The sequence below is a fragment of the Methylotenera versatilis 79 genome (assembly GCF_000384375.1).
Classification (GTDB): Bacteria; Pseudomonadota; Gammaproteobacteria; order Burkholderiales; family Methylophilaceae; genus Methylotenera_A; species Methylotenera_A versatilis_B.
Genome location: NZ_ARVX01000001.1, coordinates 1909555 through 1935686 on the forward strand (window position 1 = coordinate 1909555; position 26132 = coordinate 1935686).

General features: G+C 38.7%; 23 protein-coding genes. 10 read left to right on the forward strand and 13 right to left on the reverse strand.

Annotated elements, in window-relative coordinates; all coding sequences use genetic code 11:
* Positions 1–15 precede the first annotated feature (15 nt).
* The 6 genes from METVE_RS0109260 to METVE_RS0109290 form a co-directional block, all read right to left on the reverse strand.
* Positions 16–2706: an AAA-like domain-containing protein gene (locus METVE_RS0109260; protein ID WP_020168196.1), complete on the reverse strand. Its 2691-nt coding sequence runs from the start codon at positions 2704–2706 to the stop codon at positions 16–18.
* Positions 2690–4336, reverse strand: coding sequence for an alpha/beta hydrolase (locus METVE_RS0109265; protein WP_020168197.1), 1647 nt, complete (start codon positions 4334–4336; stop codon positions 2690–2692). Before METVE_RS0109265 ends, METVE_RS0109260 begins: the two co-directional genes overlap by 17 nt.
* Positions 4337–4754: 418 nt before the next feature.
* Positions 4755–6047 carry a hypothetical protein gene (locus METVE_RS0109275; RefSeq protein ID WP_020168199.1) on the reverse strand — a complete coding sequence of 431 codons (1293 nt, stop codon included), beginning with the start codon at positions 6045–6047 and terminating at the stop codon, positions 4755–4757.
* A gap of 158 nt (positions 6048–6205) precedes the next feature.
* Complete coding sequence (locus METVE_RS0109280; RefSeq protein WP_020168200.1) at positions 6206–7318, reverse strand: XRE family transcriptional regulator; 1113 nt, start codon at positions 7316–7318, stop codon at positions 6206–6208.
* 11 nt (positions 7319–7329) lie between these two features.
* Positions 7330–7980 (reverse strand): hypothetical protein, encoded by a 651-nt coding sequence (locus METVE_RS0109285; protein ID WP_020168201.1) that lies wholly within the window; start codon positions 7978–7980, stop codon positions 7330–7332.
* Between the two features lie 170 nt (positions 7981–8150).
* The gene (locus METVE_RS0109290) at positions 8151–8960 is read right to left on the reverse strand and encodes a hypothetical protein (RefSeq protein WP_020168202.1); all 810 of its coding nucleotides are present in this window, start codon (positions 8958–8960) and stop codon (positions 8151–8153) included.
* A 109-nt stretch (positions 8961–9069) separates the two neighbouring features.
* Here METVE_RS0109290 and METVE_RS0109295 point away from each other — a divergent pair, with 109 nt between their 5' ends.
* Positions 9070–9315 (forward strand): helix-turn-helix domain-containing protein, encoded by a 246-nt coding sequence (locus tag METVE_RS0109295; protein WP_020168203.1) that lies wholly within the window; start codon positions 9070–9072, stop codon positions 9313–9315.
* Here METVE_RS0109295 and METVE_RS0109300 read toward each other — a convergent pair.
* From METVE_RS0109300 to METVE_RS0109320, 5 genes are all read right to left on the reverse strand, one after another.
* Positions 9304–10221: an ADP-ribosylglycohydrolase family protein gene (locus METVE_RS0109300; protein WP_020168204.1), complete on the reverse strand. Its 918-nt coding sequence runs from the start codon at positions 10219–10221 to the stop codon at positions 9304–9306. The genes METVE_RS0109295 and METVE_RS0109300 overlap by 12 nt on opposite strands.
* Before the next feature lies 1 nt (position 10222).
* Positions 10223–10948 (reverse strand): hypothetical protein, encoded by a 726-nt coding sequence (locus tag METVE_RS0109305; RefSeq protein ID WP_020168205.1) that lies wholly within the window; start codon positions 10946–10948, stop codon positions 10223–10225.
* Entirely contained in the window at positions 10945–12090 is a 1146-nt protein-coding gene (locus METVE_RS0109310) for a tyrosine-type recombinase/integrase (protein WP_020168206.1), read from the reverse strand. Before METVE_RS0109310 ends, METVE_RS0109305 begins: the two co-directional genes overlap by 4 nt.
* A 312-nt stretch (positions 12091–12402) precedes the next feature.
* Positions 12403–12684 carry a hypothetical protein gene (locus METVE_RS0109315; protein ID WP_020168207.1) on the reverse strand — a complete coding sequence of 94 codons (282 nt, stop codon included), beginning with the start codon at positions 12682–12684 and terminating at the stop codon, positions 12403–12405.
* 215 nt (positions 12685–12899) lie between these two features.
* Positions 12900–13175: a hypothetical protein gene (locus tag METVE_RS0109320; protein WP_020168208.1), complete on the reverse strand. Its 276-nt coding sequence runs from the start codon at positions 13173–13175 to the stop codon at positions 12900–12902.
* Between the two features lie 310 nt (positions 13176–13485).
* Here METVE_RS0109320 and METVE_RS0109325 point away from each other — a divergent pair, with 310 nt between their 5' ends.
* Entirely contained in the window at positions 13486–14031 is a 546-nt protein-coding gene (locus METVE_RS0109325) for a glutathione peroxidase (protein ID WP_020168209.1), read from the forward strand.
* Positions 14032–14176: 145 nt separating this feature from the next.
* Here the strand turns inward: METVE_RS0109325 and METVE_RS0109330 are convergent, their stop codons facing one another.
* Positions 14177–14995 (reverse strand): pyruvate, water dikinase regulatory protein, encoded by an 819-nt coding sequence (locus METVE_RS0109330; protein WP_020168210.1) that lies wholly within the window; start codon positions 14993–14995, stop codon positions 14177–14179.
* Positions 14996–15022: 27 nt separating this feature from the next.
* Complete coding sequence (gene ppsA, locus METVE_RS0109335) at positions 15023–17398, reverse strand: phosphoenolpyruvate synthase (RefSeq protein WP_020168211.1); 2376 nt, start codon at positions 17396–17398, stop codon at positions 15023–15025.
* Positions 17399–17622: 224 nt separating this feature from the next.
* Between ppsA and METVE_RS0109340 the strand changes: the two genes are divergently transcribed.
* From METVE_RS0109340 to METVE_RS0109375, 8 genes are all read left to right on the forward strand, one after another.
* Complete coding sequence (locus METVE_RS0109340; protein ID WP_020168212.1) at positions 17623–18681, forward strand: beta-ribofuranosylaminobenzene 5'-phosphate synthase family protein; 1059 nt, start codon at positions 17623–17625, stop codon at positions 18679–18681.
* Between the two features lie 74 nt (positions 18682–18755).
* Positions 18756–19673 carry an NAD(P)-dependent methylenetetrahydromethanopterin dehydrogenase gene (locus METVE_RS0109345; protein WP_020168213.1) on the forward strand — a complete coding sequence of 306 codons (918 nt, stop codon included), beginning with the start codon at positions 18756–18758 and terminating at the stop codon, positions 19671–19673.
* 16 nt (positions 19674–19689) lie between these two features.
* Positions 19690–20787: an ATP-grasp domain-containing protein gene (locus tag METVE_RS0109350; RefSeq protein ID WP_020168214.1), complete on the forward strand. Its 1098-nt coding sequence runs from the start codon at positions 19690–19692 to the stop codon at positions 20785–20787.
* Between the two features lie 83 nt (positions 20788–20870).
* A complete protein-coding gene (gene mch / locus METVE_RS0109355; protein ID WP_020168215.1) occupies positions 20871–21833 on the forward strand; it encodes a methenyltetrahydromethanopterin cyclohydrolase in 963 nt (320 codons plus the stop codon).
* Between the two features lie 9 nt (positions 21834–21842).
* The gene (locus METVE_RS0109360; protein WP_020168216.1) at positions 21843–22733 is read left to right on the forward strand and encodes an ATP-grasp domain-containing protein; all 891 of its coding nucleotides are present in this window, start codon (positions 21843–21845) and stop codon (positions 22731–22733) included.
* 12 nt (positions 22734–22745) lie between these two features.
* Entirely contained in the window at positions 22746–23612 is an 867-nt protein-coding gene (locus METVE_RS0109365) for a triphosphoribosyl-dephospho-CoA synthase (protein ID WP_020168217.1), read from the forward strand.
* Positions 23613–23655: 43 nt separating this feature from the next.
* Positions 23656–24339, forward strand: coding sequence for a response regulator transcription factor (locus METVE_RS0109370; RefSeq protein ID WP_020168218.1), 684 nt, complete (start codon positions 23656–23658; stop codon positions 24337–24339).
* A gap of 172 nt (positions 24340–24511) precedes the next feature.
* Entirely contained in the window at positions 24512–26077 is a 1566-nt protein-coding gene (locus METVE_RS0109375) for a FecR domain-containing protein (protein ID WP_020168219.1), read from the forward strand.
* Positions 26078–26132: the final 55 nt, after the last annotated feature.

Genomic DNA, 26132 nt, shown 5'->3' on the forward strand with positions numbered 1-26132 from the left:
GTGCGGGGCATGATATTAGTCAATAACTTTATATTCACCAGAATCGATTTTATCTTTTAAATTTTTGAATTTACCTTTAGATACAATTCCATTTTTGGAAATTACAGAGATTATTTGATTTCTCCCATATTTTGGATGTTCATTTCGAATAGTCTTAATTTTCTTAAAATCGTATAAGATTCTATTGTTGAAGCTTTTTATGTCATCAAGTATTTTCTGATTAAAATACAGAAGTTCGTTTGAATAGTTCATTGTAAACAACGAATTTAAATATTCTGCTTGGTTGAAAATACTTTCTTCATTTAGCAGCGGCATGGATGCCATAAGCTCCCGAGCAGTAACAACAATGTTTTTTGTTACTGATAAAGGATAATCATCAATAATTATCAAATCCGATGATTTAAATTGTTTAAATTTGCTAATTAATTCTACAGCTTCAAGATGCTTATTGTTTGACCTTAGCTTGTGAGTGATTATTTCAAGGACTTTGTAGTCAATATCTCCAAGTTGACTAGCAGACTCCTCTACTATTTCTTCGTCCTCACTCCAAAAGTTATCAGTATAGAAGTTATCATATTCAGTAATTGTTGAAGCATTTTTTTCGTCAAATAATATCCTCAAACCTACCAAGTCTTTAAGAACCGTTTTCTCTGTGAGTTCTTGAGAAAATGTTATAACAAGTTTTGATAACTCTAAGAAGTCGTTCACTCGATTTTTTGGAATTAATTCAAAGCAAGCACTAGTTAATAAATCAAAAATATTCTCTTCATGGTTAAACTTACTATCGCTTAAATAGATAATTAAATCTTTTATTTTTGATTGCTGACCTAGTCTATTTAAGTGGGTAACTAATTTAACTACTTTTTCATAATCAAATGCATTTGGATATTTGATTGATTTTTCAACAATTCGAAGATTGTTGTCATAGATATATGCAATCAATTCATCCAGAAACTCTACGTCACTTTTAGTTGATAATTGAGCATCAATTTGATCTAAAATGAGTCCAACTTTTGCATGTTCATCTGCAAATTTAATGGCTTCAGATATGTGTGCTAACGCGGATTCGTTTAAGCCTTGTAAAAGAGCAATCTTAAATAAATTGATGTTACAAACGCAATATAAGTTTGTAACATGTCTAGAACTTTTATCTGCTTGCTTTTGGATATTCTCAGAAGAAGTTTTAAGTACATTATTTGTGATCTCTAAAATTTCTTCGTAACTGGCTTTTGAACTCCGAAACATGGCTGATGACAAATTAGTGTGAGCATCGTAATAAAGTTTGTAGTTATGAGCTTCGTTACTTTTCTGAATTACAAGTTTAAAGAATCCTATGCTACTAATGAAGTCCTCTCTAAAAAAACTGCACATACCTCGCCAATATGTTTGTAGTAGAAATAACTCCAAATTATTGTCTTTGAAAGGGTTTTTAGAAAAATTATCCTCTGCATCCTCAAATTGATTTAGTTCATAGTAGCTAAACCCAATCTTATGATAAACAATCGAATCAACAGATGAATGATCTGCTAGTGACGCAATATATTCTTCAAAGTATAGGACTGCATCCGAAAATTGTTTTGATTCATAAAATTTATTAGCTCTTTCTAAAGTAGACAACTTACTGTTATCAATTTCTTTAAGCCATGACTCAGACAAAGATTCAGCAATAATTCGATTTTTGATTTTAGGCACTGCACTTGTGATAGAGCTACTTATAATTCCAGCTAAATATAGCTTACTCTTTTGCTGATCAGTTAGACCGTCACTCTTGCTGTAGTGTAAGGATATAAGGCAGGATCTAACTTCAGGATCTTCTTCTGCTAAATTCCGAATGTGATCAATAGGAGGAAGATCAAAAGAACTCAAATAATTGATTTTTACAATTTCATCAATTTTTGAAGTTGTAATGTCAATATTCTCTAGTATGCAGTCTTCAATTTTAGAAAGGACATCCCAAGTTAATCTAGGGTTACCATTTGTCCAGTAAAAAACACGGTCTCGAGACTGATTGTTAATTGTTATATTTGCATTTTCAATAAACTCCTCAAACTCCTCAAATGAAAAGTCATCAAGATATATTTTTTCACCAATATTAAATGGAGAGGATGCTTTATCTTTAATCAACTCTGAAGGCTCGGCAACTCCAGACAAAACGTAATTCAATCTTTCAAATTCAGGAAAGTTGACCCTTCCTGAAAAATATACGCTTCTAATAAATGAAAAAACAGCATCTGAATAATTTGTTTTGATTATTGCATCAATTTCATCAAGGCAAATGGTGATGCTACCATTGATAATGGATAACAGATATCTAAGCTCTTGTTCATGCTCTTTGTGAGGATAGCTCGAAAATAGCCCTTCAGATCTAAGAAGGTCAATCTGAATTCTTAAAGCATGGCTTTCTGCTGACATATTATCAATGGCAACATCGATAATATTTCTAAAAAAACTTGATAGGTCAGGGAAATTATTAGATATATCAAGATATATAAAATGATTTGTAAAAGATTTAAACTCTCTCCGAGCATTCAATAGAAGATTTGTTTTACCCATTTGTCTTGATACTAAAACATATCCAGGTCTACCTTTATCTTCTAATATTTTTCTAAGCTGTCTATCTGCTTGACGAGCAACATATAAGCTTTGAGGAACAATCGTGTACGATTTTAAAACCTTTGTATCTGTCGACTTAATAGGCGTATTCATGATTATTTTTTGAATTTAGTAATTGTTCGAAAGACAATTGATCGTTATGGGATTTATCTCGAAAGAAATTTTTAATGACTCTTGGTGATCCTAAAGCTTTATTAATTAATTTTTTTTGCTCAGTTATAGATAACATAAGTGTAGGAAGATGATTAAAAATTAAATTAACTAAATTTTGTAAATCATCATTATTCCATGCTTCAAATTCAATTAAAGATATTTGTTCTGAACATTTTTCGTATGCTTGCATAGCAATTTCAGGGGACTCGATGGATGAGAAAAATATGCGAATTTTTGAATTTGATGTTCTTATTTTGACTGTGTTAATAATCTCAGATATACATTGAACAAACTCTTTCATTTCTTTAGATTCTGATGCGAAAGGTATTTCGTCTAGATAAAGAGCTACTTCACTATGTAGGCCTTGTGACATTAGAAATTCTATTAATGCTTGCCTGGGCATAAAAGTTGGCAGATTACCCTCATATTTACCAACTTGTTTTGCTGTTAAAAGGATTTCATTATAAAAATCTTCTGGGTTAAATTTATTTTTAAGATGAGATAAACACAAATTAATTGTTTCAAGCCCATTAATAAGCAAATGATTTTTTATTGATGATGTTTTTCCCGAACCTGAAAGACCATAAATCCAAATACTTCTGTTGGATTGTTCTTTACTTATACTTTCATCAATATTCCTGTACAAGTAATATTGAATTGAGTTTTGATTTACAACATCAAAAAGAACATTGGTTATTTCTCCACTTTTCTGTAAAGGTGGGTGTGAATTAATTGTTGTTGAAGAGCTAACAGAATTAATTCTTTTAAACTCTTTCAGCAGAAATTGTATAAGCCAAATGTGGCTTGGATGGCTTAAATTATCTGGTTTTACTAATGATGAGTGATTTGTTCCAGGTATGGTCTGTGCTTCAAAATATCTATTCGATGACAATGGATTAACTACTATTGACATAAATTCTGGTAAGAACTTTATTCTTAACATTGGGTGATTCTCAAGAGCTTCTAGTCCAACGATAGTAAAGTTTTGAGGATTGTTAATAATTCTTCTAAATCTATGATCTAAATCAACTAAAAATGTATTTGTGAGTGAAAGCTGATCAGCGGTAGTGTTTGAATATAGAGTTCTTAATTTTTTTGCGATAGGATTATCTGCAAACTTAGAACCTAATGATGGTGATCCCATAAGTAAGAGGCCTAATTTCTTATTTGCAAAATACTCCTTATGAAAATCAATCATGTGCCTAACTATAATGCCTCCAAGGCTATGGCATACAAATATAATATTATCTTTTCCTATTACATTTGCTTGGTGAATGAGGTCTGAAGAATTGAGGTTAGTAAACATCTGCTTCGAACAGTCTGTGATGCTGTAATTTCCAGATTTAATTTCTGTGTAATATTCTGCAATATAAATACTATAGTCCTCATTAGCTAAACGGGTGTCAGATAGCAGCAAGTTTGGCCAGTAAGTGTTCTTGTTAGTCCAACAACTTTTGGAATTTGACATAAATCCATGTACAAATACAATCGCAGTTTTACTTGTATTAGAATGGCCGTGCCAACTATTTTTTTGTATAACTTGTGGTTTATTTTTCTTTTTAATAATCATTTTAGAATGCTTAGCAAGTATTATTGGTGTATATTAAATTAATTAAGTAACCATATAAAAATTATTTCATGTCCATCATGAAATTAAGTAAGTTTCTATCAATCATTAATAATCAATCTACACATATTGCTAATAATTTAAACAATGCATGGCTTATCTGCAGTTGTGCAGAGGATTTTTGAGAGCATTAAGGGGTCTAATTAGGGGTCTCATGCTTTTGAATGGTATTAAAATCAGTTATTTTCAGCCTAATTTCAACATTATAATGTGGGAGAGTATCTCCGACATCCTTTATAAAGTTACAATTTCAGAATGGCATATTTTGGTCCGAAGTGGCTTTTCCTTCAAAATGGATGCTCATTGGCGGATTTTGCCAATGTAGTGGCTTCAACCTATGACGATTTATATTTGTAGGAATCTATAGCGCTTTTTCCCAAGCATCAGGAATCTTCCGTCCCCATGCAGCATAGATTGGAGAAAACGCAATATGTGCTTGATCCCGTGATGTTTCCGTCTCTCCAAGAGTCACGTCATTACCTATGCGTTTAATCAATGCAAGTAGTTGAACAGGTGTGCCGGTTTTGGTCACTAGAGTGGCAGATAAAAATTCACTTTTTTCGGGCGCATCTACCGCTCGGCGATACGGATTGCTTGGATCAAAGGTAGCGCTCCAAACCTCGCTAATGAGAATAACCCCATCCGCACCGAGCTTGATTATCTCGCTAGCTAGCGTTCTCATGACAAGATACTTTTCTCCGTGTTCCTGAACAGCCAACTGCATCAAATTTACTGGTCGTACGCCATGGAGAAGGAAAGCAATTGTGTCGTGATGACCATCCAAAGAAAACATTTTTCTGGCTACTAAGAACAGATCTTTCAACGTCGCTTCGGGTGTAGAGTCTATTGATGTGAACATGTTCTTGGGATCAAGCTCGTACCTCTGTGCAGCGTGTTCCGCCTTTTCCCTGTCGAATTCGATATGTTTCTGTTCAAGTTCCATTGACTGTCCAGTCGCGAGCCAAATGCTGTGACTGCGGGCGTCGTCGTGTCCAATCATACAGGGAAGCCTTCCACCTCTCGATTTGTGACCCTGTGAATGGTCCATGTTGCCTTCCACAGTGCATGGCATTTCCAAACTAAGTTCTCGGTGAGCGTCATACACTAACTCGGCGATTTTTCCATAGGCAATTCCCACAGCATCTAAAAGCTCATAGTCTGGCAAGCTATTTTCTATCCAGCGTCTTTGGATACGCAATATACCATCCTTGAAAATATGCTTTTTTAATGCTTCGGTAGAAATGCTGCTAATCAATTCGGTTGTGCTTTGAAATAGTTCAGTGGGAACTTCCATGCTCGGTCCTTCTTCGAAATAGGATGCAATTATTTCGGCTCTGACAAAACTATGCGTCTCTAGATCACCTTGTTTCTCGATTTTGTTACGTGCGTCTACCATCCAGCGCATCAAAGGATCGGCGCGCAACTTTTCTTGCCAGTATTCATACCAAATTTCGAAATTAGGGAAGAGCCGTTTGTTACTCTGCACTATAAAGGTAACAGTACGCAGTGTTTGAATTGCGGACTGAATTGAAACCCTGAAGCTTTCTGGGTCAAAATATCCGCGTTCTGCTTCATGCCAATGCCTATGTAGGTCTTCAAGCCGACGATCTACCGCCGCCAATGGACAGTTGTACTTATGTTCTGCTTCACTCATCTTAAAACCCCATTGCACATTCTCCGAGTAGATCGGAGACGAATAAAATTAACGGTTCAACCATCCTTAAAACGGTCAATGTCAGTAGAAAGCGATTAGCGCGTTATTTCGAGAAGCGGCTTGTGACCTTAAAAGGACGTGGAAAAAATTAACGAGAGTTACTTAACAAGTTTTAATGCATTTGTAGGTTTAATTTGTTTAGTAATTGAAATGGTATTATTAGTCGATACATTCGTAAGTGTTAAACCAAAAGTGAGCATATCTATATCCTCTTGTAGTAACGACAATTCTCTTGCAACATCCGCCCTAGATACATTTTCTTCCTTTAACATCTCAAACACTTTCGCAAGCATTTTTGATGTTTCGTGCCGCATGGGACTTGGCTCTTTAGACCTATACCCAAGCTTAGCAATTTGAATGCAAAGGTTTCGATGTCTCCACTCACTAAGTAGTCCAAGTTGGTTCATTCGATTAACTAATGCCGCTAGCGAAACACCCCATACCGCCTTTAGTTTAATAAGATAATCTATTTCTGAAATTGTAGGTTTATATGCGATTACACTATTGCTAGGCATTAAAAAAGCAGCAGCAAAAGCGTTGGCCGCTTTTTCCATTTCTGGGTTATGTGCTGCCTCTCCATGCAACATGCTGTAACTATCTCTGACCAAATGTCCAAGTTCATGTGCTGCATCAAAACGACTGCGCTCTGCAGATTTTTGTGTGTTTAAAAAAACGAATGGTTGCTCTTGATGCCAGACACTAAACGCATCAACTTCATGAGCCTCTATTGCCAAAGAAAATACCTTTATACCTTTGGATTCGAGCAAATGAATCATGTTAGGAATAGGCGCCTCACCTAAACCCCAAATTCTTCTCAAGCTTGCAGCCGCGTCCTCAGGAGATAGGTCATGTAGATTTGGCACGTTGATGGCTGGAAGGGTAAATTTAGAAGCTATCCATTCATTAAATAGGAATGCAATGGCTCCAGAACTCAATGCGCTCTGCATCAAGCTTACCGACATTTTGGACATAGAACGAAAGCTTGCAGTATGTTCAGCTATAACAGCTAAATCATCACCATAGAAGAAAGACAAGGGAAACCTCAACTTATCAGCTATCAGCTGTAGTTTATCCCCTTCAGGAGTATATTCTCCTGCCTCATATCCCTGCACTGATCTTACATCTACATTTAATTCGGTCGCTAATTTTGCTTTAGTCCATTTGCGTCTGATACGGGCGAACTCAATCCTTGATGGATTTAATGCTTTCATATGGTAACTCTTTATGCTTTTTTACGTATTACATCAAAATCTATATCTTCGTTTGGAAAGCTAGGTAAAACTTTGGGCTCCGACCTTGAATCAATAGGTTTGAAGATAATTCTTTCTTTCCAACCCATAATCTTTCCACGTACAAAGGAAGCTGGTAGTGATAACTCCATACGAATTTCGCCACCAACCTCAACGTGATACAAGAAAACCCAAAGTTCTGTGCCCTCAGACCCAGCTCCGTCTTGTCCTGCGAATAGCTGTAAGTTTTTCTTAATAGCTTTATCTAAAACTACGCCTTTGATGCCTTGATTTCTTGGAAATCCCGCTGGACGGCCAGTATCCTTATCGCCAGTCATTACAGCAATCATGACGTTTTTCTCAAGTGAAACAGTTAAAGGACAGTTGTTGTTATCGTTGAAATTCCAACGCAGAGCCTTTAACTCAGTTCTAAGTGCGGCAACGGTATAGAACCAATGAAAGCTGCCTGCCGCAGTAGGAGCATGTGCTGGCGTTGCTTCAAGCCTAGCTGCTGCGCCCATAGAATTTGCTTTAGTAAAAAGACTTTCCTCAAGAGAAGGGTGGAGCCGCCAAAGTCTCATTGGCACACTTTCATTTATGAATATTTCTGCACGTGGTACATAAGATGGCGTTAGTTCGAACATTGGTTACCCCTTAACTTAACTTCCGATTAATGTACCACATATCGAGGGAACAAAACCAGAAGTTAAATTTTATTTCTCAACTAACTTAGAAAAGAAAAAATCATCTATACGAGTTGAGTGGATGATTTTTTTGATAAATTGAAAATTGCCGCAAAAGCTACTTTATTTACTTATCTTTCAACGATTTCAATTTCTCCCTCTTTTCCAGGTTGGAAAGTACATATTGCTTTATAAGGCAATTCATTACCTAGAGCATTTTTAGCATCAAAATTCATTTCTAATCTCACATTATGTGTAGCTGGTGCTTCATAGTATGTTGTCCCACTAAAGTGATGTATATCTACAGAGATAGGAAATCTCGAATTTGCTTTGATACCTTTTTCACAGGCTATCATGGCATCACCTTTGCTAATTGCTAATTCCTTTTGTGTTGAAACTTCATCATTATTTTTAAGCTGAAACTCATCTAAATAAATTCTTTCACCATTATTGCAATCCACCCAAAATTTCATATGTTTTAAGGTGCTGCTATCACTCAACTCTGAAGCAATCACAGTGTCACATTTGCCACTATTAATGGATTTTTCTGCTGCTAATTTACGGAATTTTGTGATTTCATTTAGTCTTGAATTATATTTTTTAATTGTTTTCTCAAAACCACCCTTAGCTGTATAAGGCTCCAGCGCGTAATCCTCGATTTTCCCTTCGTAATTATCACTTTTTAACTCTTTTTCTACTTTAGGTTCAACAGTAGGGGAAACGCTTTGGATGCTGACGTTTGCGCTAGGTGGTGTGTCTGGTATTTGTGCCTCCGGCTCTTTGTATAAAGCGTATAAGGCTACTAAAGTTGCATATGCAAAACCGTAGATCCTAGCTTTATTGCTATATTCTTTTTTTAATAAAAACCATACAAATATTATAGGCACGCAAACAACTCCTAAGATTAGTAGGGCACTAACTTGCTTTTTTTCTTGTTCCATAAATTGCCTTTGTAAAGTTTATAAATGATTGATAGATAAGTAACACGATAATAACGGATACAACTGTATGCAGACAAGGGCAAAATAATAAGCGAATCTCTCGCTTAAAATGAAAGCTAAAAATATCACATCAATAGTCTTTGGTCAGGTTCTAAAAGAGCAAAGGTTAGAGCGTGGACTTACTCAAGATAAACTAGCAGAATTAGCAAAAGTAGATCGTAGCCACATTAGTTCTTTAGAACGCGCGACAAGATCACCGCTTATCCCTACATTATTTACACTAGCTAATGCTTTAGGTATGACTGCTAGCCAGCTAATTGAAGCTGTTGAGAAAAGACTCAAATCAATGAAGTAGCTTAATTGCTATGTCTTTAATTTCCTTTCCTTGATAGAGAATATTCTGCCAATGATTAGGGATATTGTTTACCCCATAAAATGCACCCGCTATCTGTCCTGTGATTGCAGCCGTAGTATCTGCATCATCCCCTAGATTTGCTGCCATTAGTACTGCCTCCCTGTAAGATGTTGAGTTATAAAAACACCATAAAGCAGCCTCTAATGAGTCAATGACATAGCTTGATCCTTTAACCTCATTTTTAGTCTTATGCTTATAATTTCCACATGCTATTGAAATCACTTTGGGCTGAATTAGGAGAAGTGATCTTCCATCTAATGTAGTTGCCTTATCTTTACCACTTAAAGCTTGATAAAGTATAAATGCCAATAATTGACAACACTCTATTGCCTCAGGCGCTGCATGCGTGGTTTTTGAGCTTTCGGCTGAGTAATGCAAAACGTCAGATAACAATGGGTAGAAATATAAAACAACAGGTGCAAGGCGCATTAGTGAGCCATTACCAGCAGATAATATATTAGTTGAGCCACTATATGGGTTGCCGCTTTTTTCGAAGCGGGAGAGGGCTGCTCTTACGGTGTTACCGATATCGAAGCACCTACCAGTAGAACTAAGGTGTCCGTTTTTCCACCATCTAAGATAATTGGTCATTTGATGGTGAGCATTGAAACCATTACATATAATTAGGCTTTCAGCTAAACATAAAGTCATTGACGTGTCATCAGTCCATTGACCTGCTTTAAGATGGAATATCCCACCACCAATAATGGTGGTAAGTTCTGAAAAGCTATCACGAGGGCAAAACTCAACGGTTGTACCAAGTGCATCTCCGATTGCTAGGCCAATTAAACAGCCTTCATATCTTTGGGATAACAACTCAAAACTGATTACTTGATTATGTAACATTTTAGGGCAATAGATAAATTCTTAATAAATCTTCTTGTGCTAACAATTTCCCTTTTTCAATTATTTTATCTAAATATCTTCTTTCAATGTTTTTGGATGCTGCAAAGTCAGAGAGGCTAGTTTTTTCTCGTGCTTTAATTTCACTTATTAGCTCTTCAAATTTTTCTATTTTTAAACCTTTAATTTTTTTAGGTGGTAAATCTAAGATATTTTCTAATATTAAGTTTGCAAGCCAAGCGGGCGGTGCAACTTGGTGATGAGCAATTAACCTCAAAGCTTTATTAAATAATCGCTTTTTTTCTGGTGTTGAAGTGATTTTGTGGAATTTCAAATGTGAATATTCTTCCCTCAAAATTTTATAATTTATACCCTCAACTGAATTAAATATTTTATTGAGTAAATTTCCATATCTGATTTTTGATGGAAAAAATACTTTAATATTATTTTCATATGCAGCAAGTTCATTTAAATAGTGTTGAACATTACTTTTATCTGCATAGTTTATATAGGATCTAATTTCATTTAAGTAGCTGTCAAATACATCCAAGTATACTTTCCTGAGATCGAAATCTTCCAGAAAATGAATTTCTATAATCTTCAATTCAATTTGACAAAATAGTTTTGATGCTTCACAAAGTGGATCTATTATTTCGGGAAAGTTAGATTTTAAATTTTTGTTGTTGGCATCATATTTCGGGTTAGGTATGTATTTAAAATCATAATTCATTGATTTTTACCCGTTACAAAACTTGCCCAGTCCGCCATTAATTTTCTTCTTTTTTCTAATAAGTCGGTTCTTGCATAAGCTGCTTCCGCTTTATTTTTAAGTTGATGGGCAAGGGCATGTTCTATCACCTCTCTTGGATGGGAAGTAGTTTCTCCGGCCCAATCTCTAAATGTTGATCTAAACCCATGTACAGTAATATCTCCATATCCCATACGTCTTAAAACAGCTGAAATGCTCATATCAGATAACTTACCACCTCTGGGAGACTTAAATAGCAAATTATCATTTTCTATTAATGAGCTAGGTATTAAATCAATGGCTTCTTGAACAAGTGGCACTCGATGCTCTTTGCCTGCTTTCATTCTTTCAGCGGAAATTATCCACAGACTATCTGATAATTCAGATTTAGTTGCACCACGAGTTTCGCCTGAACGAGCAATAGTCAAAATTGTCCATTTAAGGGCAGCCGCTCCAGTTCCTTCCATGCTTTTAAGTTTTACCCAAAATTCCGGGATATGACGGTAATCCATTGCTGGAAAATGTTTCACCGATGACATTAAGCTTGGTTTTGGTAAAATTGTACTCAAATGCCCTTTCCATCTTGCAGGGTTATCGCCACTTCTAAAGCCTTGAGCAGTTGCATAGTCAAGAATTTTCTCTATACGCCCCCTAACTCGATTAGCAGTTTCGTTTTTGGTTTCCCAAATGGGTTTTAGGATGGATAAAACATCAGAAGTTTTAATATCTTTCGCGAGCCTTTTACCAATTTTGGGATATACATAGTTAATTAAAGAGGAACGCCACTGATTCTCGCTTTTAGTGCCCTTCCAGGCTGGGGCATGAGATTTTAGATAATCATTAGCCAAGTTTATTATTAATTGGCTTTCTAAATTAATTTTAGGTTCAATAGTTAAACCACCTTTAATGTTTTTTCTCAATGAATAAGCTTTATCTCTAGCTTCTGATAGGGTGGTTATGGGATAACCTCCAAGCCCATAATCTGATGTTTTACCGTTAACGGTTATTCTTAAAGCAAAATCACGTGAACCTGAATTTCTTACTCTCAAGAGTAAACCATTCCCATCGTAATACCGTCCTGGTGGGGAGTTTTGTACCTTTTTGTCTGTTAATCGTTTTGCCATTTAATATAATTCTTTAATGTTTAAAATAAATAGGTTTTTAAAGACCCTTTATTAGACCCCTTTATATTATCGGTTTGATAAATGCAGAAGGCAACATAAAAATACTAAAAAAGACAATATATAATCGCAACATATTGAATATAAGCATTATTAGTGAATTATTTGGATAAGCTTGGACTTATTGGAACAAATTATATTGAGGACTCTCTCTCCGCCAAAAGTTAGTTTCAAGCAATCCAGTCAACCAAGATTGATAAACACTATAAATAAAAAGCCCTTATTCAAAGGGCTTTTTCGATTTTAATAATATTTTTATTTAGGCGTTACTTCAACGCCACCGTCTTTTGGCTCTTCTGTCACATTTTTACCTTTAGGTCTGCTTTTACTGTCTTTTTTATGGTGTTTATCTGCAGGTTTTGCATCATGATTTTCGGTAGGTTGTGGCTCAAGATAATTGCCGTTATCAGTACTATTTGGCACTTTATCTTTTTGCATTTGTGCTGGCGGAGCATCTTCTACTGGTGGTGCTGCAACAACTTGTGCGGACGCGAATGAAAGAAATGTAATTGCGATTAATGTATTTAATTTGTTCATGATCTTCTCCAGAATTGATGAAAAAACCTAGCTCAACTGAGTTGGTATAACCAAACCTTAATCAATAAATTTGAGAGTAAATGTAGGACGTGAGAGGAATTTTTTGTCAGAATTACTTTACATAGAAAAATATAAAGCCTATCAATTGCAGGATTGGCTTTATATTTATACTGGACGGTTACTAGATATACAAATTAATCACTTAAAAAAGCCTGTTATTTGATGACCACTTTATTGACTGTTTGTATTAAATTTCCAGTGCTGCTTGATTTATTTGCGCCAATTTTAGCTGTATTGGAAGTGTTTGCTTGATTGGTAATTGCTGGTTTTACAGGTTCTACTCGATTCACAATCTCTGATTTCATATGACTGGATGTATCGTGTGTTGGTTCTTGAGTACAACCGCCCATGACTGTTTTTTGGCAAGCGCTAGCAAGTAATGATGTTGTGAATGTAGCAGCGAATACAAGGGCAATTAGACTCAATTTCATGATGATTTCCTATTAAGCGGTAAAAAAAGAATAAGCAAGTAATTTTATATAACCATTATTATAAAATTTAGTTATTTCAGATTCATTAAAAAACTGTAATTAATATGTAATAAATTCTAATTATTGACATAGCAATCAACGTTTAGCTGATGACTATTAAAGTGACATGCCAATACAGGCGATATCAGTTAGAGGTAGTTGATTGGTTTAGTCCAATTTTTAACGGTCACTAATCGAACGAAACGCCTTAATTTTAGTCAGTTAAACATGCCATTAACTTACTTTGAAAGCCAATATGATGACTGGGAATATGAAAAGAAATTTAGGCGTGGGCTTGTTTGGATTGTTTGTTTTGAGTGCTAGCCTGATAACGAATGCTGCGACCTGTTCAGCGCTTTACAATCATCAATACACGACTTTACAAGGCGAGAAAATCAACTTGTGTGATTATCAAGACAAACCAATTTTGGTGGTGAACACGGCGAGTAAGTGTGGCTTTACGCCGCAATTTGAAGCTTTGGAAGGTTTATACAAAAAATATAAGCAACAGGGTTTGTTAGTAGTTGGATTCCCGTCAAATGATTTTAAGCAAGAGCTAGGCGACAATAAAGCGATAGGCGATTTTTGTAAATTGACTTATGCAGTGAACTTTCCGATGACGCAAAAAAGTTCCGTTTCAGGTGAAAATGCCAATCCTTTTTACAAGCAATTGGCTGAAAAGTCTGGTGTCACGCCAAAATGGAATTTCTATAAATATGTGATTTTGCCAGGCGGTAAAGAGGTGTTTGCCTATGAAAGTACTGTCCTGCCAGAATCAGATGAGATTCTTGGCAAAATCAAACCATTTCTAAAATAGGTGCTTTCAAAGTCATCACTTGTTTAACTTAATTCTGTAAAACAAAAAAGAGGCTTTTAAGCCTCTTTTTGCGGTTTTAATAAGGTTAACTTAACCTATTTATTTAACTAATATTTATTTGATTAATATCTTAATTACTTGGTAATTAAGCCGCTTGTTTCACAGGCTTACGTATTTTTTGCAAAATAATGGCAGACAACTCTTCAATTGAACGGCTGGTCGAATCTGCCCAAGTAATGTCATTGCTGCGCATAAGACTTTCAGCAGTGGCGATTTCTTTACGGCAATTATCCAAAGAAGCATAAAAACTATCAGGTCTACGTTCAGAACGTACAGAATGTAGGCGTTCTGGTTTGATGGTTAAACCAAAAATCTTGTCGATATGTTTATACAACACTTCAGGCAATGTGCCACGCTCAAAATCTTCTGGAATCAACGGGTAATTGGCTGCTTTAATGCCGAATTGCATTGCTAAATAAATACTGGTTGGGGTTTTTCCGCAGCGCGATACGCCGATTAAAATCACTTGCGCTTCATCAAGGCCAGAATTAGTCATGCCGTCATCATGGCCAAGTGTGAAGTTAATAGCTTCCATACGCTCATGATAATTGGTGCCCATCACACTATGCGCAATGCCCGCACCAGTCAGTGGTTTTTGATCTAGCTCTACACCTAATGGATCAATAAATGTTGTGAATAGATCAATAAAATAGGCGTTTGCTTTTTTTAAGCAATTACGTAACTCTATATTCCCCAGCGACATAATAACTGTTGGGCGCGCTTGGTCTTCTTCTGTCGCATGCAGTATCGCCTCCTTAGCAAGCTCAATTTTTTCCAAGGTGTCTGTAAATGGCAAACGTACTTGCTTAAAATTCGTGCGTGGAAAATGTTCCAGCAACTTTCCCAACGCACTCGCAGTAATGCCAGTGCCGTCAGAAATAAAAAATACAGTACGGTGATCCATTTGAATACAACCTTTTATTAGCTGATGCTATTTTTTAGTGAGACGTTGCCATGTTGCAACTACCGTATCTGGATTTAATGAAACAGATTGTATGCCTTCAGCAACCAGCCATTCAGCGAAATCGGGATGGTCTGATGGGCCTTGGCCACAGATGCCCACGTATTTACCTAAGCGATTACAAGTGTTGATTGCCATTTTCAGCAACTCTTTCACTGCGTCATTACGCTCATCAAAGCCGTCAGCCAAGATGCCAGAATCTCTATCCATGCCCAATGTCAATTGCGTTAAATCGTTAGAGCCGATTGAGAATCCATCGAAATATTCTAAGAATTGTTCAGCCAGTAATGCGTTAGATGGAATTTCGCACATCATGATAATGCGCAAACCATTTTCGCCGCGTTTAAGGCCATTCTCAGCCATGATTTCAGTCACCGCTTTGGCCTCATCCAAAGTGCGCACAAAAGGAATCATTAACTCTACGTTAACTAGGCCGATTTCATCGCGTACTTTTTTCATGGCAGTACATTCCATGGCGAAACATTCTTTAAAGTCTTCTGCCATATAACGCGCCGCACCGCGGAAGCCAATCATCGGATTTTCTTCATCTGGCTCATAGATATCACCACCGACTAGTTTTTTGTACTCGTTTGATTTGAAATCAGACGTACGCACAATCACTGGTTTTGGGTAGAAAGAAGCGGCAATAGTTGCAACACCTTCGGCTACTTTATCGATATAAAATTGTTTCGGTGAAGCATAACCACGCGCACGGCTTTTAATGATGGTTTGAATGCTTTTCGGCATGGCATCGACATTTAAAATCGCTTTAGGATGAATACCAACCATATTGTTAATCACAAATTCTAAGCGCGCCAAACCAACGCCATCATTAGGGATTTGCGCAAAACTGAACGCCATATCTGGGTTGCCGACGTTCATCATGATCTTGCAAGGTGGTTTAGGTAACGCGCTGTTCGCTTGTGTCGATACTTCAAAATCTAATGCACCGTGATAGACAAAACCAGTTTCGCCTTCCGCACAGGAAACCGTCACGATTTCACCTTCGCGCAATAAATCTGTCGCGTTGACTGAGCCAACGATCGCTGGAATACCTAATTCACGCGCGATAATCGCAGCATGACAAGTACGGCCGCCACGGTTAGTCACCAAAGCAGAAGCGCGCTTCATCACAGGTTCCCAATTCGGGTCTGTCATATCGGCAACCAATACATCGCCTGGTTGCACTTCATGCATTTGTGAAGGATCTAACACGATTCTCACTGGACCAACGCCCACTTTTTGTGTCACCGCACGTCCAGCAACCAGTGGTTTAGCTGAATGTTTTTGCAGTTTGTAGGTTTCTGTTACGTTTTTAAGTAGTTCTTGCGATTTAACTGTTTCTGGACGCGCTTGTAAGATGTAAAGTTTGTTATCCAAACCGTTTTTACCCCACTCAATATCCATCGGACAGCCGTAGTGGTTTTCAATCGTCATGGCATAAGTCGCCAGTTCTAAAATATCCTCATCACTTAATGAGTAACGCTCAGAATCTGCTGTTTCAACATCGATTGTGTTGGTGCTTTTGCCTGCTTGCGTTGCATCTGAAAATACCATTTTGATGAGTTTAGAACCCATGGTACGGCGCACAATCGCTGGCTTGCCAAGCGCTAATAATGGCTTATGCACGTAAAATTCATCTGGATTCACAGCGCCTTGAACAACTGTTTCACCTAAACCGTATGAAGAGGTAATGAATGCGACATCTTTAAAGCCAGACTCTGTATCAATCGTAAACATCACGCCGGCACAGCCAATATCAGAGCGCACCATTTGTTGTACGCCTGCAGACAAAGCCACATCGGCGTGCACAAAACCTTTATGCACGCGGTAAGAAATCGCGCGGTCGTTATATAAAGAAGCAAATACTTCTTTAATAGCGTGGTTAATGTTATCTAAACCATGAATATTCAAAAAGCTTTCTTGCTGGCCAGCAAAAGAAGCATCAGGTAAATCTTCTGCAGTGGCTGAAGAGCGCACCGCAAAAGTGGTGCCCGCGGCAGAGTTATCAGTCAAGCGTGCATAATTTTCGGCGATTGCAGCATTTAATGCAGCTGGAAACGGTGCATCCATCATCCAGGCGCGAATTTGCGCACCGCAAATCGCTAAAGCTTGCGTGTCATCTGCATTTAGGTTATCCAGCAAGTCGTTGATTTTTTTATCTAGACCATCTTGTGCTAAAAACTCACGGAATGCATGAGCGGTTGTAGCAAAACCAGTCGGTACGCGTACACCTTTGGCCTTTAGCTGTGAAATCATTTCGCCTAAAGACGCATTTTTACCACCAACTGAGCCTACATCTGTATTGCGGAGCTGTTCAAATGGAACTACGTGAGCTGCTGACATGCTGAAATCCCTTAATTTTGCAGAAGAACTAGATTAATAGTGCTTTATAAATATCCACACTATTGATTGTTAATTGTTTATGTTCGATATTGTGCCAAAATAGCCTGTTAATGTCACGTTACATGATTAGCCCAATAAGACTAAATTGGTTAATCCATCCGCATTTTGACCGTTTAAGCTAAAATAATAGAAAATAGTTAAGTGTAAAATTGCCAAAGTAAGCCATGAATCCTCTAAATCCAATATCGCCTGAAAATTCTGAAAAGTTGCAGCCTCAAGAAAAGTTATATCTTGAAAAAGTCACTGTGACGACCACGGCACGTTTGCATATGGGGTTTGTGGATTTGAATGGTAGCAAGGGCCGTCTATTTGGTAGTTTGGGTTTGGCGTTGAATGCACCAATAACGCAGTTAACTATTGCAAAAAGTGAAAAAACGTTAATTGCAGGTAAAAACTGCAATTATGTTGTTAAAATCGTCGAAAATATCAAAAATAAGCTAAAAATAGATGTTAATTTTTTGGTGGATATTCAACAAAATATACCTGAACATGCCGGCTTGGGTTCTGGTACGCAAATGGCTTTAGCGATAAGTGCTGGGATAAATGCTTTATGTGATTTAAATTTAACCACCGCGCAGCTGGCAAGTCTAACTAATCGAGGCAATCGTTCAGGTGTGGGAATCGGTACTTTTGAACACGGTGGATTGGTGTTAGATGGTGGCAGAAAAATACAGCCAGAAAGTAACTCTCAAGAAAATAATTCCCAAAAAAACAATCTACAAGTTCCGCCAATTATTGCACGCCACGACTTTGCGCAAGATTGGCCGATTTTGTTGATCATGGATAACGATGATCAAGGTGTATTTGGCGATGCAGAATTGCAAGCTTTTGAGACATTAAAGTCAGCAGATTTTGCTACTGCGCAGGCGTTAAGTCACAGCGTGTTAATGCAAGCGCTACCTGCAATTATCGAACGCGATTATGCGCAATTCTCTGAAGCGATCCATGCATTGCAACTGGCTACAGGAAACTATTTTTCTACTGCCCAAGGCGGACATTACAAAAGTAGCAAGGTCGCTGAAGTGTTAAATTATATCAATGCGCAAGGTATTATCTGCGCAGGACAAAGCTCTTGGGGGCCGACTGGCTTTGCTATCTTTGAGAGTGACGATGCCGCCAATAAAATATTGAATCAATTACAACAGCAGTTCTCTAAACTTAACCAAGTACAATTTCGACTGGTGCGCGCTAAAAATACGGGCGCGACGATTCAACTTAGTTAAAGTTATTTACTCAGGTTAACGTTATTTATTTAGTTAAAATTAAAGACTCAAAATTAAAAAGATAAGCAACCATCATGCAAAAAGTTTCTATATTACATTTAATCACCGCTGCCAAAAACGCTAGTCCGTTTGATGTGAATATGGCGTACGATGCGGGTTTTGACAAAATAATGCCGTATACCAATGTGGCGCTTAATGAGGTCGCTGGCTTAACTCAGGATGCGATTTTTTCGCGCAGTCCTTCAGGCGTAAAACGCGAGGCGCTATTTATTGGCGGGCGTGATATTCATCTGGCATTAACCATGCAGCACGCCGCAAAAAATGCCATGTTTACACCGTTTGAAATGTCTACCTTTGCGGATCCTTCTGGCGCGTTTACAACCGCCGCAGCCATGTTGGCTAAAATTGATGCTTTACTTAAAAGCCAGCAGCAAACATTATCCACGCAAACTATTGCCATTTTTGGTGCTGGTGGTACGGTAGGCAGTACCGCGGCTTTAATTGCTGCATCGTTAGGGGCAACGGTACAGTTGGTCGCGCACAAAGAATTAGCGCAAATGCAAGTTTACGCAGGGGATTTGCAGGCAAAATATGGAGTTAATTTATACGTGGTGGATGGCTCGGATGATGCAAAGAAAACGCAGATTTTGCAAACGGCTACTGTAGCGATTTGCGCAGCGGCAGCAGGCGTTAGAGTGTTAGAACATGCGCATTTTAGTGCATCTACAACGCTGAAAATTGTGGCGGATGTGAATGCAGTTGCGCCATCAGGCGCGGCCGGCGTTGATGTGATGAGCGACGGACAAGTGATTGCCGATACACAAATTCTTGGGCGTGAGATTAACGGTCATGAGATTAAAGGAATCGGTGCGCTAGCTATCGGTCAACTAAAATACAAAACTCAGCAAACCATGTTACAGCAAATGCTGAAAGCGGAACATCCTGTGCATCTCGCTTATAACCATGCTTTTGATATTGCCAGAGCTTTATAGTTAACGCTGATTTTGCGTGATTAATACGATTATCATCGCGGCAATATCCAGCCGCTGTTATGTACAAGCGGCGGTAGATGCTGGTTTTGAAGTCATTGCGATTGACGCGTTTGCAGATGTAGACACCCAAAATTCAGCAAAAAAAGTGATTCAGATTGAGGTAAATCACGGTCAGTTTCATCCGCAGCATTTACTACATGCTTTAAACCAAATAGATTTGAGCGACTGTATAGGATTTGCTTATGGCGCAGGATTCGAGGCACAACCTGAACTGTTAAAGCAAATCGCTTTGTTGTTGCCAATTATCGGCAACACTGCTGAAGTGATTGAGCAATGCAAACAGCCACGCGATTTTTTTGCCTTGTGTGATGTGTTAAGTATGCTGTATCCAGAAACTGTGTTTGAAAAACCTATCAATACACTGGGTTGGTTGCAAAAAACCATCGGTGCAAGTGGCGGTGAGCATATTAAATCTGTACTACCTTTAGACTTAACTTTAGATTTAGAGCCAATGACGCAGGTCTACTATCAAAATAAGCAGTCTGGTACACCCATTTCCTGCTTATTTTTAGCCGATGGGAAAAATGCACTGATACTAGGCTTTAATGAGCAATGGTGCAGCCCAACGACATTGTCACCATATCGCTTTGGCGGTGCGGTGAGCCATGTTGAATTGAATGGAAATATCCAAAATAAGCTCACCGAATTTATACAGTCAATCACTCAAACATTAGGCTTAAAAGGTTTAAATAGTTGCGATTTTCTTGTGCAGGATAATGAAGTATTTGCCTTGGAAATCAATCCGCGGTTGAGTGCCAGTTTGAGTTTGTATCAAGCAAAACGCGGCAAACTATTTGCTGCACATGCGGCGGCTTGTTTGGGACAATTACAAGAGTGGCCTGTTGTTGATCAATCATCGCGGGCGATTCAGATTGTTTACGCGAATCAAATCGCAAAAGTGCCAGCAGAAATGGATTGGCCAGAATGGGTGTGTGATATTCCGCAACCTGACAGCGTGATACCGGCTGGCGCACCGATTTGTAGTGTGATTGCCGACGCGCGTACGGCAAAACTTGCTAAACAAAAGGTATTAGAAAGAGCGGCTAGCCTGTGATACGCTTAAGTTTTGCAGCGGTTGATTGATAGCAAAATAATCAAAACTCAAATAATCTAAAAAACTTAACAGCTCAATCCTCTATGAATTCACCAAAAAATATCAGTATTAACTATCTATCACAGCCTTTAGTTACGGCGTTAATTAACGATGTAGAAGCGTTAAATTTAAAGATTTTCGCACATGAATCAGGCGCAACCATTATTGACGCGGGGATTGACGCAACTGGCGGTTTAGAAGCAGGGCGGCGTATTGCAGAAATCTGTATGGGTGGTTTGGGACAAGTTACATTTGTGCAAAATAACAGCTTTGCAAACTGGCCAGCTGGTTTGCAGGTTACTGCAAAAAAACCTGTGCTGGCTTGTCTTGGCAGTCAATACGCTGGTTGGGCGCTCAGTCATGAAAAGTTCTTTTCACTTGGTTCTGGCCCTGCGCGCTGTATTGCGCAACGTGAAGATATTTTTAAAGACATTCAATATAAAGACACCGCTGAAAAAACAGTATTAATCTTAGAAACAGACAAAATCCCGCCAGCTGAAGTTATCGAAAAAGTCGCGCGTGACACCAATATTAAGGCTGAAAATCTAACCTTTATTTTAACGCCAACTCGTAGCATTGCCGGCACTGTGCAAATTGTAGCGCGCGTGTTAGAAGTGGCTTTACATAAGCTGCATACACTGCATTTTCCTTTGCAGAACTTAGTTGATGGCATCGCTTCTGCTCCATTGCCGTCGCCAAGCCCAGATTTTTTAACTGGAATGGGGCGCACTAATGATGCGATTTTGTTTGGTGGATTTGTGCAATTATTTGTTAATGGTAGCGATGAAGCGGCTAAGAAATTAGCCGCAGAGTTGCCGAGTAGTGCTTCAAAAGATTATGGCAAACCGTTTGCCGAAGTGTTTAAAGCGGTGAATATGGATTTTTATCAAATCGATCCGCTATTATTTTCACCTGCAAAAGTCACTATTACCAATTTAACCACCGGCAATAGTTTCTTTGGCGGCGCGTTTAATGAGGCCTTATTAAATCAATCGTTCGGTGCATAATCGGGCTTGATGCACATTCCAATTTTTACCGATGAAGTGGATATTAAAGGTGGCTGGCACGGCGCACAACTAGCCAAGGCTTTTGCCACGCATTCTATAGAAGCCGTTTTTGTGTCATTAAGAGATTGTGTGATGGATTTGTCAGGGCAATTGCCGCATATTCAAATTCCCCATTTTAATGCCTTGCCCAAAGCCGCTTTTGTACGCGGCATTGCAGGCGGAACCTTGCAGCAGATTACCACTCGTTTAAATATTCTACACATGTTGAAAATGCAGGGCGTATTGATTTACAACGACGCGAAAGCGATTGAGCGCACCGTGGATAAAGGTATGACCAGTTTTTTACTGCATCAGGCCGGCATCAAAACACCGCAAACATGGGTGTGTGAATCTCGAAAAATGGCGCATGAAATTATTCATGCTGAGAAAGTTAACCAACAAAAACCGTTAATTATTAAGCCGTTATTTGGCTCGCAAGGGCAGGGCGTCAGGTTGGTGCATGAGCCGATTCCATTGCCGATGGATGCACATGTGGATGGCGTTTTTTATTTGCAAGCTTTGATTAAATCCAGCCATGATTACCGCGTATTTGTGGTGAATAATCAGGCAATCGCCGCGATGCGTCGCAGTGGCGAGGGTTGGCTACACAATGTGGCGCTTGGTGCAAATTGTGAGGCGGTTGATGATGTTGATATTTTAGGCCTGGCTGAGAAAGCTGCCAAAACTTTGGATATTGCCTATTGCGGCGTAGATATTATCCGTGATGAAAGTGGTGTGTTGTATGTGTTGGAAGTGAATAGCATTCCTGCCTGGCGTGGCTTACAAACTGTCACGCAAACTAATATTGCACAAGCTTTAGTCGATGATTGTTTGAGTCAGCTTTCAAATCTCAATGCATAAAATCTAAACGCTATGTCTAGTCTTAATCTGCAAATAAGCCAACTTTTCAAAACAGCTTGTATCGCTGAACTTGAAGCATTAAAACCGGGCAATGTGCATATTTTTGCAGATGGTCACGGCATGACCATTCATGATTTTATTAAAAGTGCGGATGCCGTTTCTAAAGTGATTGCACAGCCAGATTTAAGTTTGGGGCAACGCATTTTAGTTAGCGTAGAGGCGACTCAAAAAGCAGTGGGTTGCAATACCAATTTAGGCATTATTTTATTATGCGCACCTTTAATCCAAGCAGTTTTAACAGTAACAAAAGGTAATTTACAGCAGCGTTTACAACAAGTTTTGCAGCAGACGATAATCAGCGACGCGCAATATACTTTTGATGCGATTGCGCTGGCGAATCCTGCTGGTTTAGGTGATGCAGCCCAGCACGATGTGCATCAGGCAGCCGATTGTACTTTGCTGCAAGCGATGCAAATAGCGTCAGAGCGAGATTTGATCGCCATGCAATACACTAATGGATTTGAGACGATTTTTAATCTATCTTTGCCCATTCTGGCACAAGAAAATATTAAAAATAATGCTGCTCTAAATGATTCTTGGCTAACCACGAAACTCTATCTGACTTTGCTCTCAACTTATGCTGATTCACATATTATGCGCAAGCACGGCGCAAAAATCGCGACTGAAATTCAGCAGCAAGCTAACCAGCATTTAACAATTTTTAACCTTTCAGACAATCCTAAACTGTATCAAAGCAAGCTGCTCGCGTGGGATAATCAACTGAAGCAAGCGCACATAAATCCAGGAACCAGTGCCGATTTAACGGTCGCCAGTTTATTTGCTCAGGCAATCAATAAATTGATTCAGTTTGATGGTTAACTATCTGTTAGATTGCAATCGCTAGCTGGAAAAAGGTTGGGAAATGAAAATAGCATTTTTAGAAGATAATGCGAGTTTTGCAGAAGATATCGTACGTTCACTTACCTTGGTAGGCCACGAAGTACATCATTACTTAACTGGGCGTGAGTGCTTAAAAGCAGTTTCTAGTGATCAGTTTGATCTATGTCTGCTGGATTGGGAAGTGCTCGATATGACTGGGCCAGAAGTCATGGCTAGTTTGAAGCTAAAAGGTAATATTCCGCCGGTGATTTTTTTGACGGGCAGAGATGCAGAAGAGGATATCGTCCAGGCGATGGATGCGGGCGCAGATGATTTTATTGTAAAGCCGCCAAACATCAGTGTGTTGAATGCCCGAATCAATGCGCTATATCGCAGGGTTAATCCGAATAAAAGTCAGCCAGATTCCATCAATTACGGTCACTTAACTGTCGATTATGCCAAAAGAAAATTTGAAATTAACGCTGAAACGGTAAAGTTAACCGAAAAAGAAACCGAATTGGCACTGTATTTTTTTGCCAATCTGGACGTACTACTTTCGCGTGGACATTTGACGAAAGTGGTGTGGGGAACAACGCCAGAAATTGATACACGCACGATCGACGTGCATGTGAGTCACTTACGTAACAAATTGAATTTATTGCCGCAATTTGGCTGGCGTTTAATTTCCGTCTATCAACAAGGTTATCGTTTAGAGCATTTGGTGTAGTTTTTATGCATTGATTACGCCCATAAAAACTTAACCAATTAGCACGTTAAGTCGCCGCTATACATAATCGAAATGTACATCTAATAAATATATAAAGCCGAAATGAATAAAAATGCACCTAAATATCGCTTTACTTAACACCATAAAACTTCCAAATTTTGCATTAAGAATATTGTTATTAGCATTATTAACACCGCAAATTTCAGCAATTGCTGCAACAGAAACTTCACCAGAATGGATTTACAGTGTGCGTCCGCAGGATACGCTGATTCATTTTGGCAAACGCCACTTAATCAATCCAGATGACTGGCGCATTTTACAAAAATTAAACCACATCAAAGATCCTTATCGCATGCCTGTTGGCAGCAAAATACGCGTGCCGCTCAGTTTAGTCAAACAAGGCCCAGCCAGTGCAGAAGTGATATTGACCTCTGGCGTGGTTTATATTTTAAGTGTAGATAAATCTAAAAAATTGGTTATTGTCGGTCAGCAATTAAATGTGGGTGATGAATTGCAAACCGCTGATAAAAGTAAGCTGAATATTCGTTTTGCTGATGGGTCAATTGTAACCATGCAGCCCAATTCCACTTTAAAGCTAGATACATTAAGCATGTATAGCGGTGGCGGCATGGTTGATACTAAGTTGCGCTTGCAACAGGGCGAGGTGGATGTGGAAGCAAACCCTAAAAAAGTACGCGGCAATCAGATGAAAATTTTTACGCCAACCGCAGTGGCGGCGGTTCGAGGCACAGAATTTCGGGTGTCAACCGATGCACACAGTGTTCGGCAAGAAACGCTTGATGGCCAAGTGGCACTGTCTGCCGCAGGTGAAGAAGTGGCAGTTAAAAAAGGTTATGGCAGTTTGTCTGAGAATGGCCAAGCGCCGCAACCACCTGTGATGTTATTGCCTGCGCCAGATACAAAATCGCTGCCAGTTAAGTTAACCGCTTTGCCGATTACTTTCACAATGCCAGCGCAAAAAGATGCAACTGCTTGGATAGGAAAAATCTACAAAGAAGCGCAATTTAATACTGTATTGGCAGAGAATGAAAGTCAAACCAGCCATTTGGATTTTGGCGATTTGGATGATGGGCAATATTATTTGCAAGTACGTGCAAAAGATAACAAAGGTTTCGAAGGTTATGACGCAACGCATGTGTTTAATTTGAAAGCGCGTCCGTTTGCGCCGCAGCCGGTTTCGCCACGCCAAGCAGAGGTCGTGACAGATTCCAAACCTACATTCAGTTGGTCAGCGGTCAATATGGCGAAAACCTATTTGGTTGAACTGGCTAAAGACGCACAATTCAGTCATTTGTTACAAACCGAGCAAGTAGTTACCAATCAATTTATCCCAGCAAATGTATTACAAACAGGCGAATACTTTTGGCGATTAGCCAGTGTGAATGGTGATGATATTGGGCCTTATTCGAGCGTTAATCATTTTAAGTACAAGCCTAAACCGCCAGCGCCAGATATTAGTCAACTGGTGGCTAAAGTGGAAAATAATCGGGCATATATTACGACGATTGATCCGCCACAAGGCTTTGTTTATGAGGCGATGGTAGACAATGAAAAAAATCATCAAATGAACGTTTGGCGGGCCGTTGGGTTAAGCGGGAAATTTGATTTCTTGCTACGCGAATATGGCAAGCAAACGCTGCGTTTACGCTTGATTGATTCTGACGGTTTAGCAGGTTTAGAAGCGAAAACGGAATTTGATGCCAACTCACAATGGTAATATCAAGTTATTAATTTTTACTTAAATTAAGCATTTTGGAAAAGCCATCATTTGA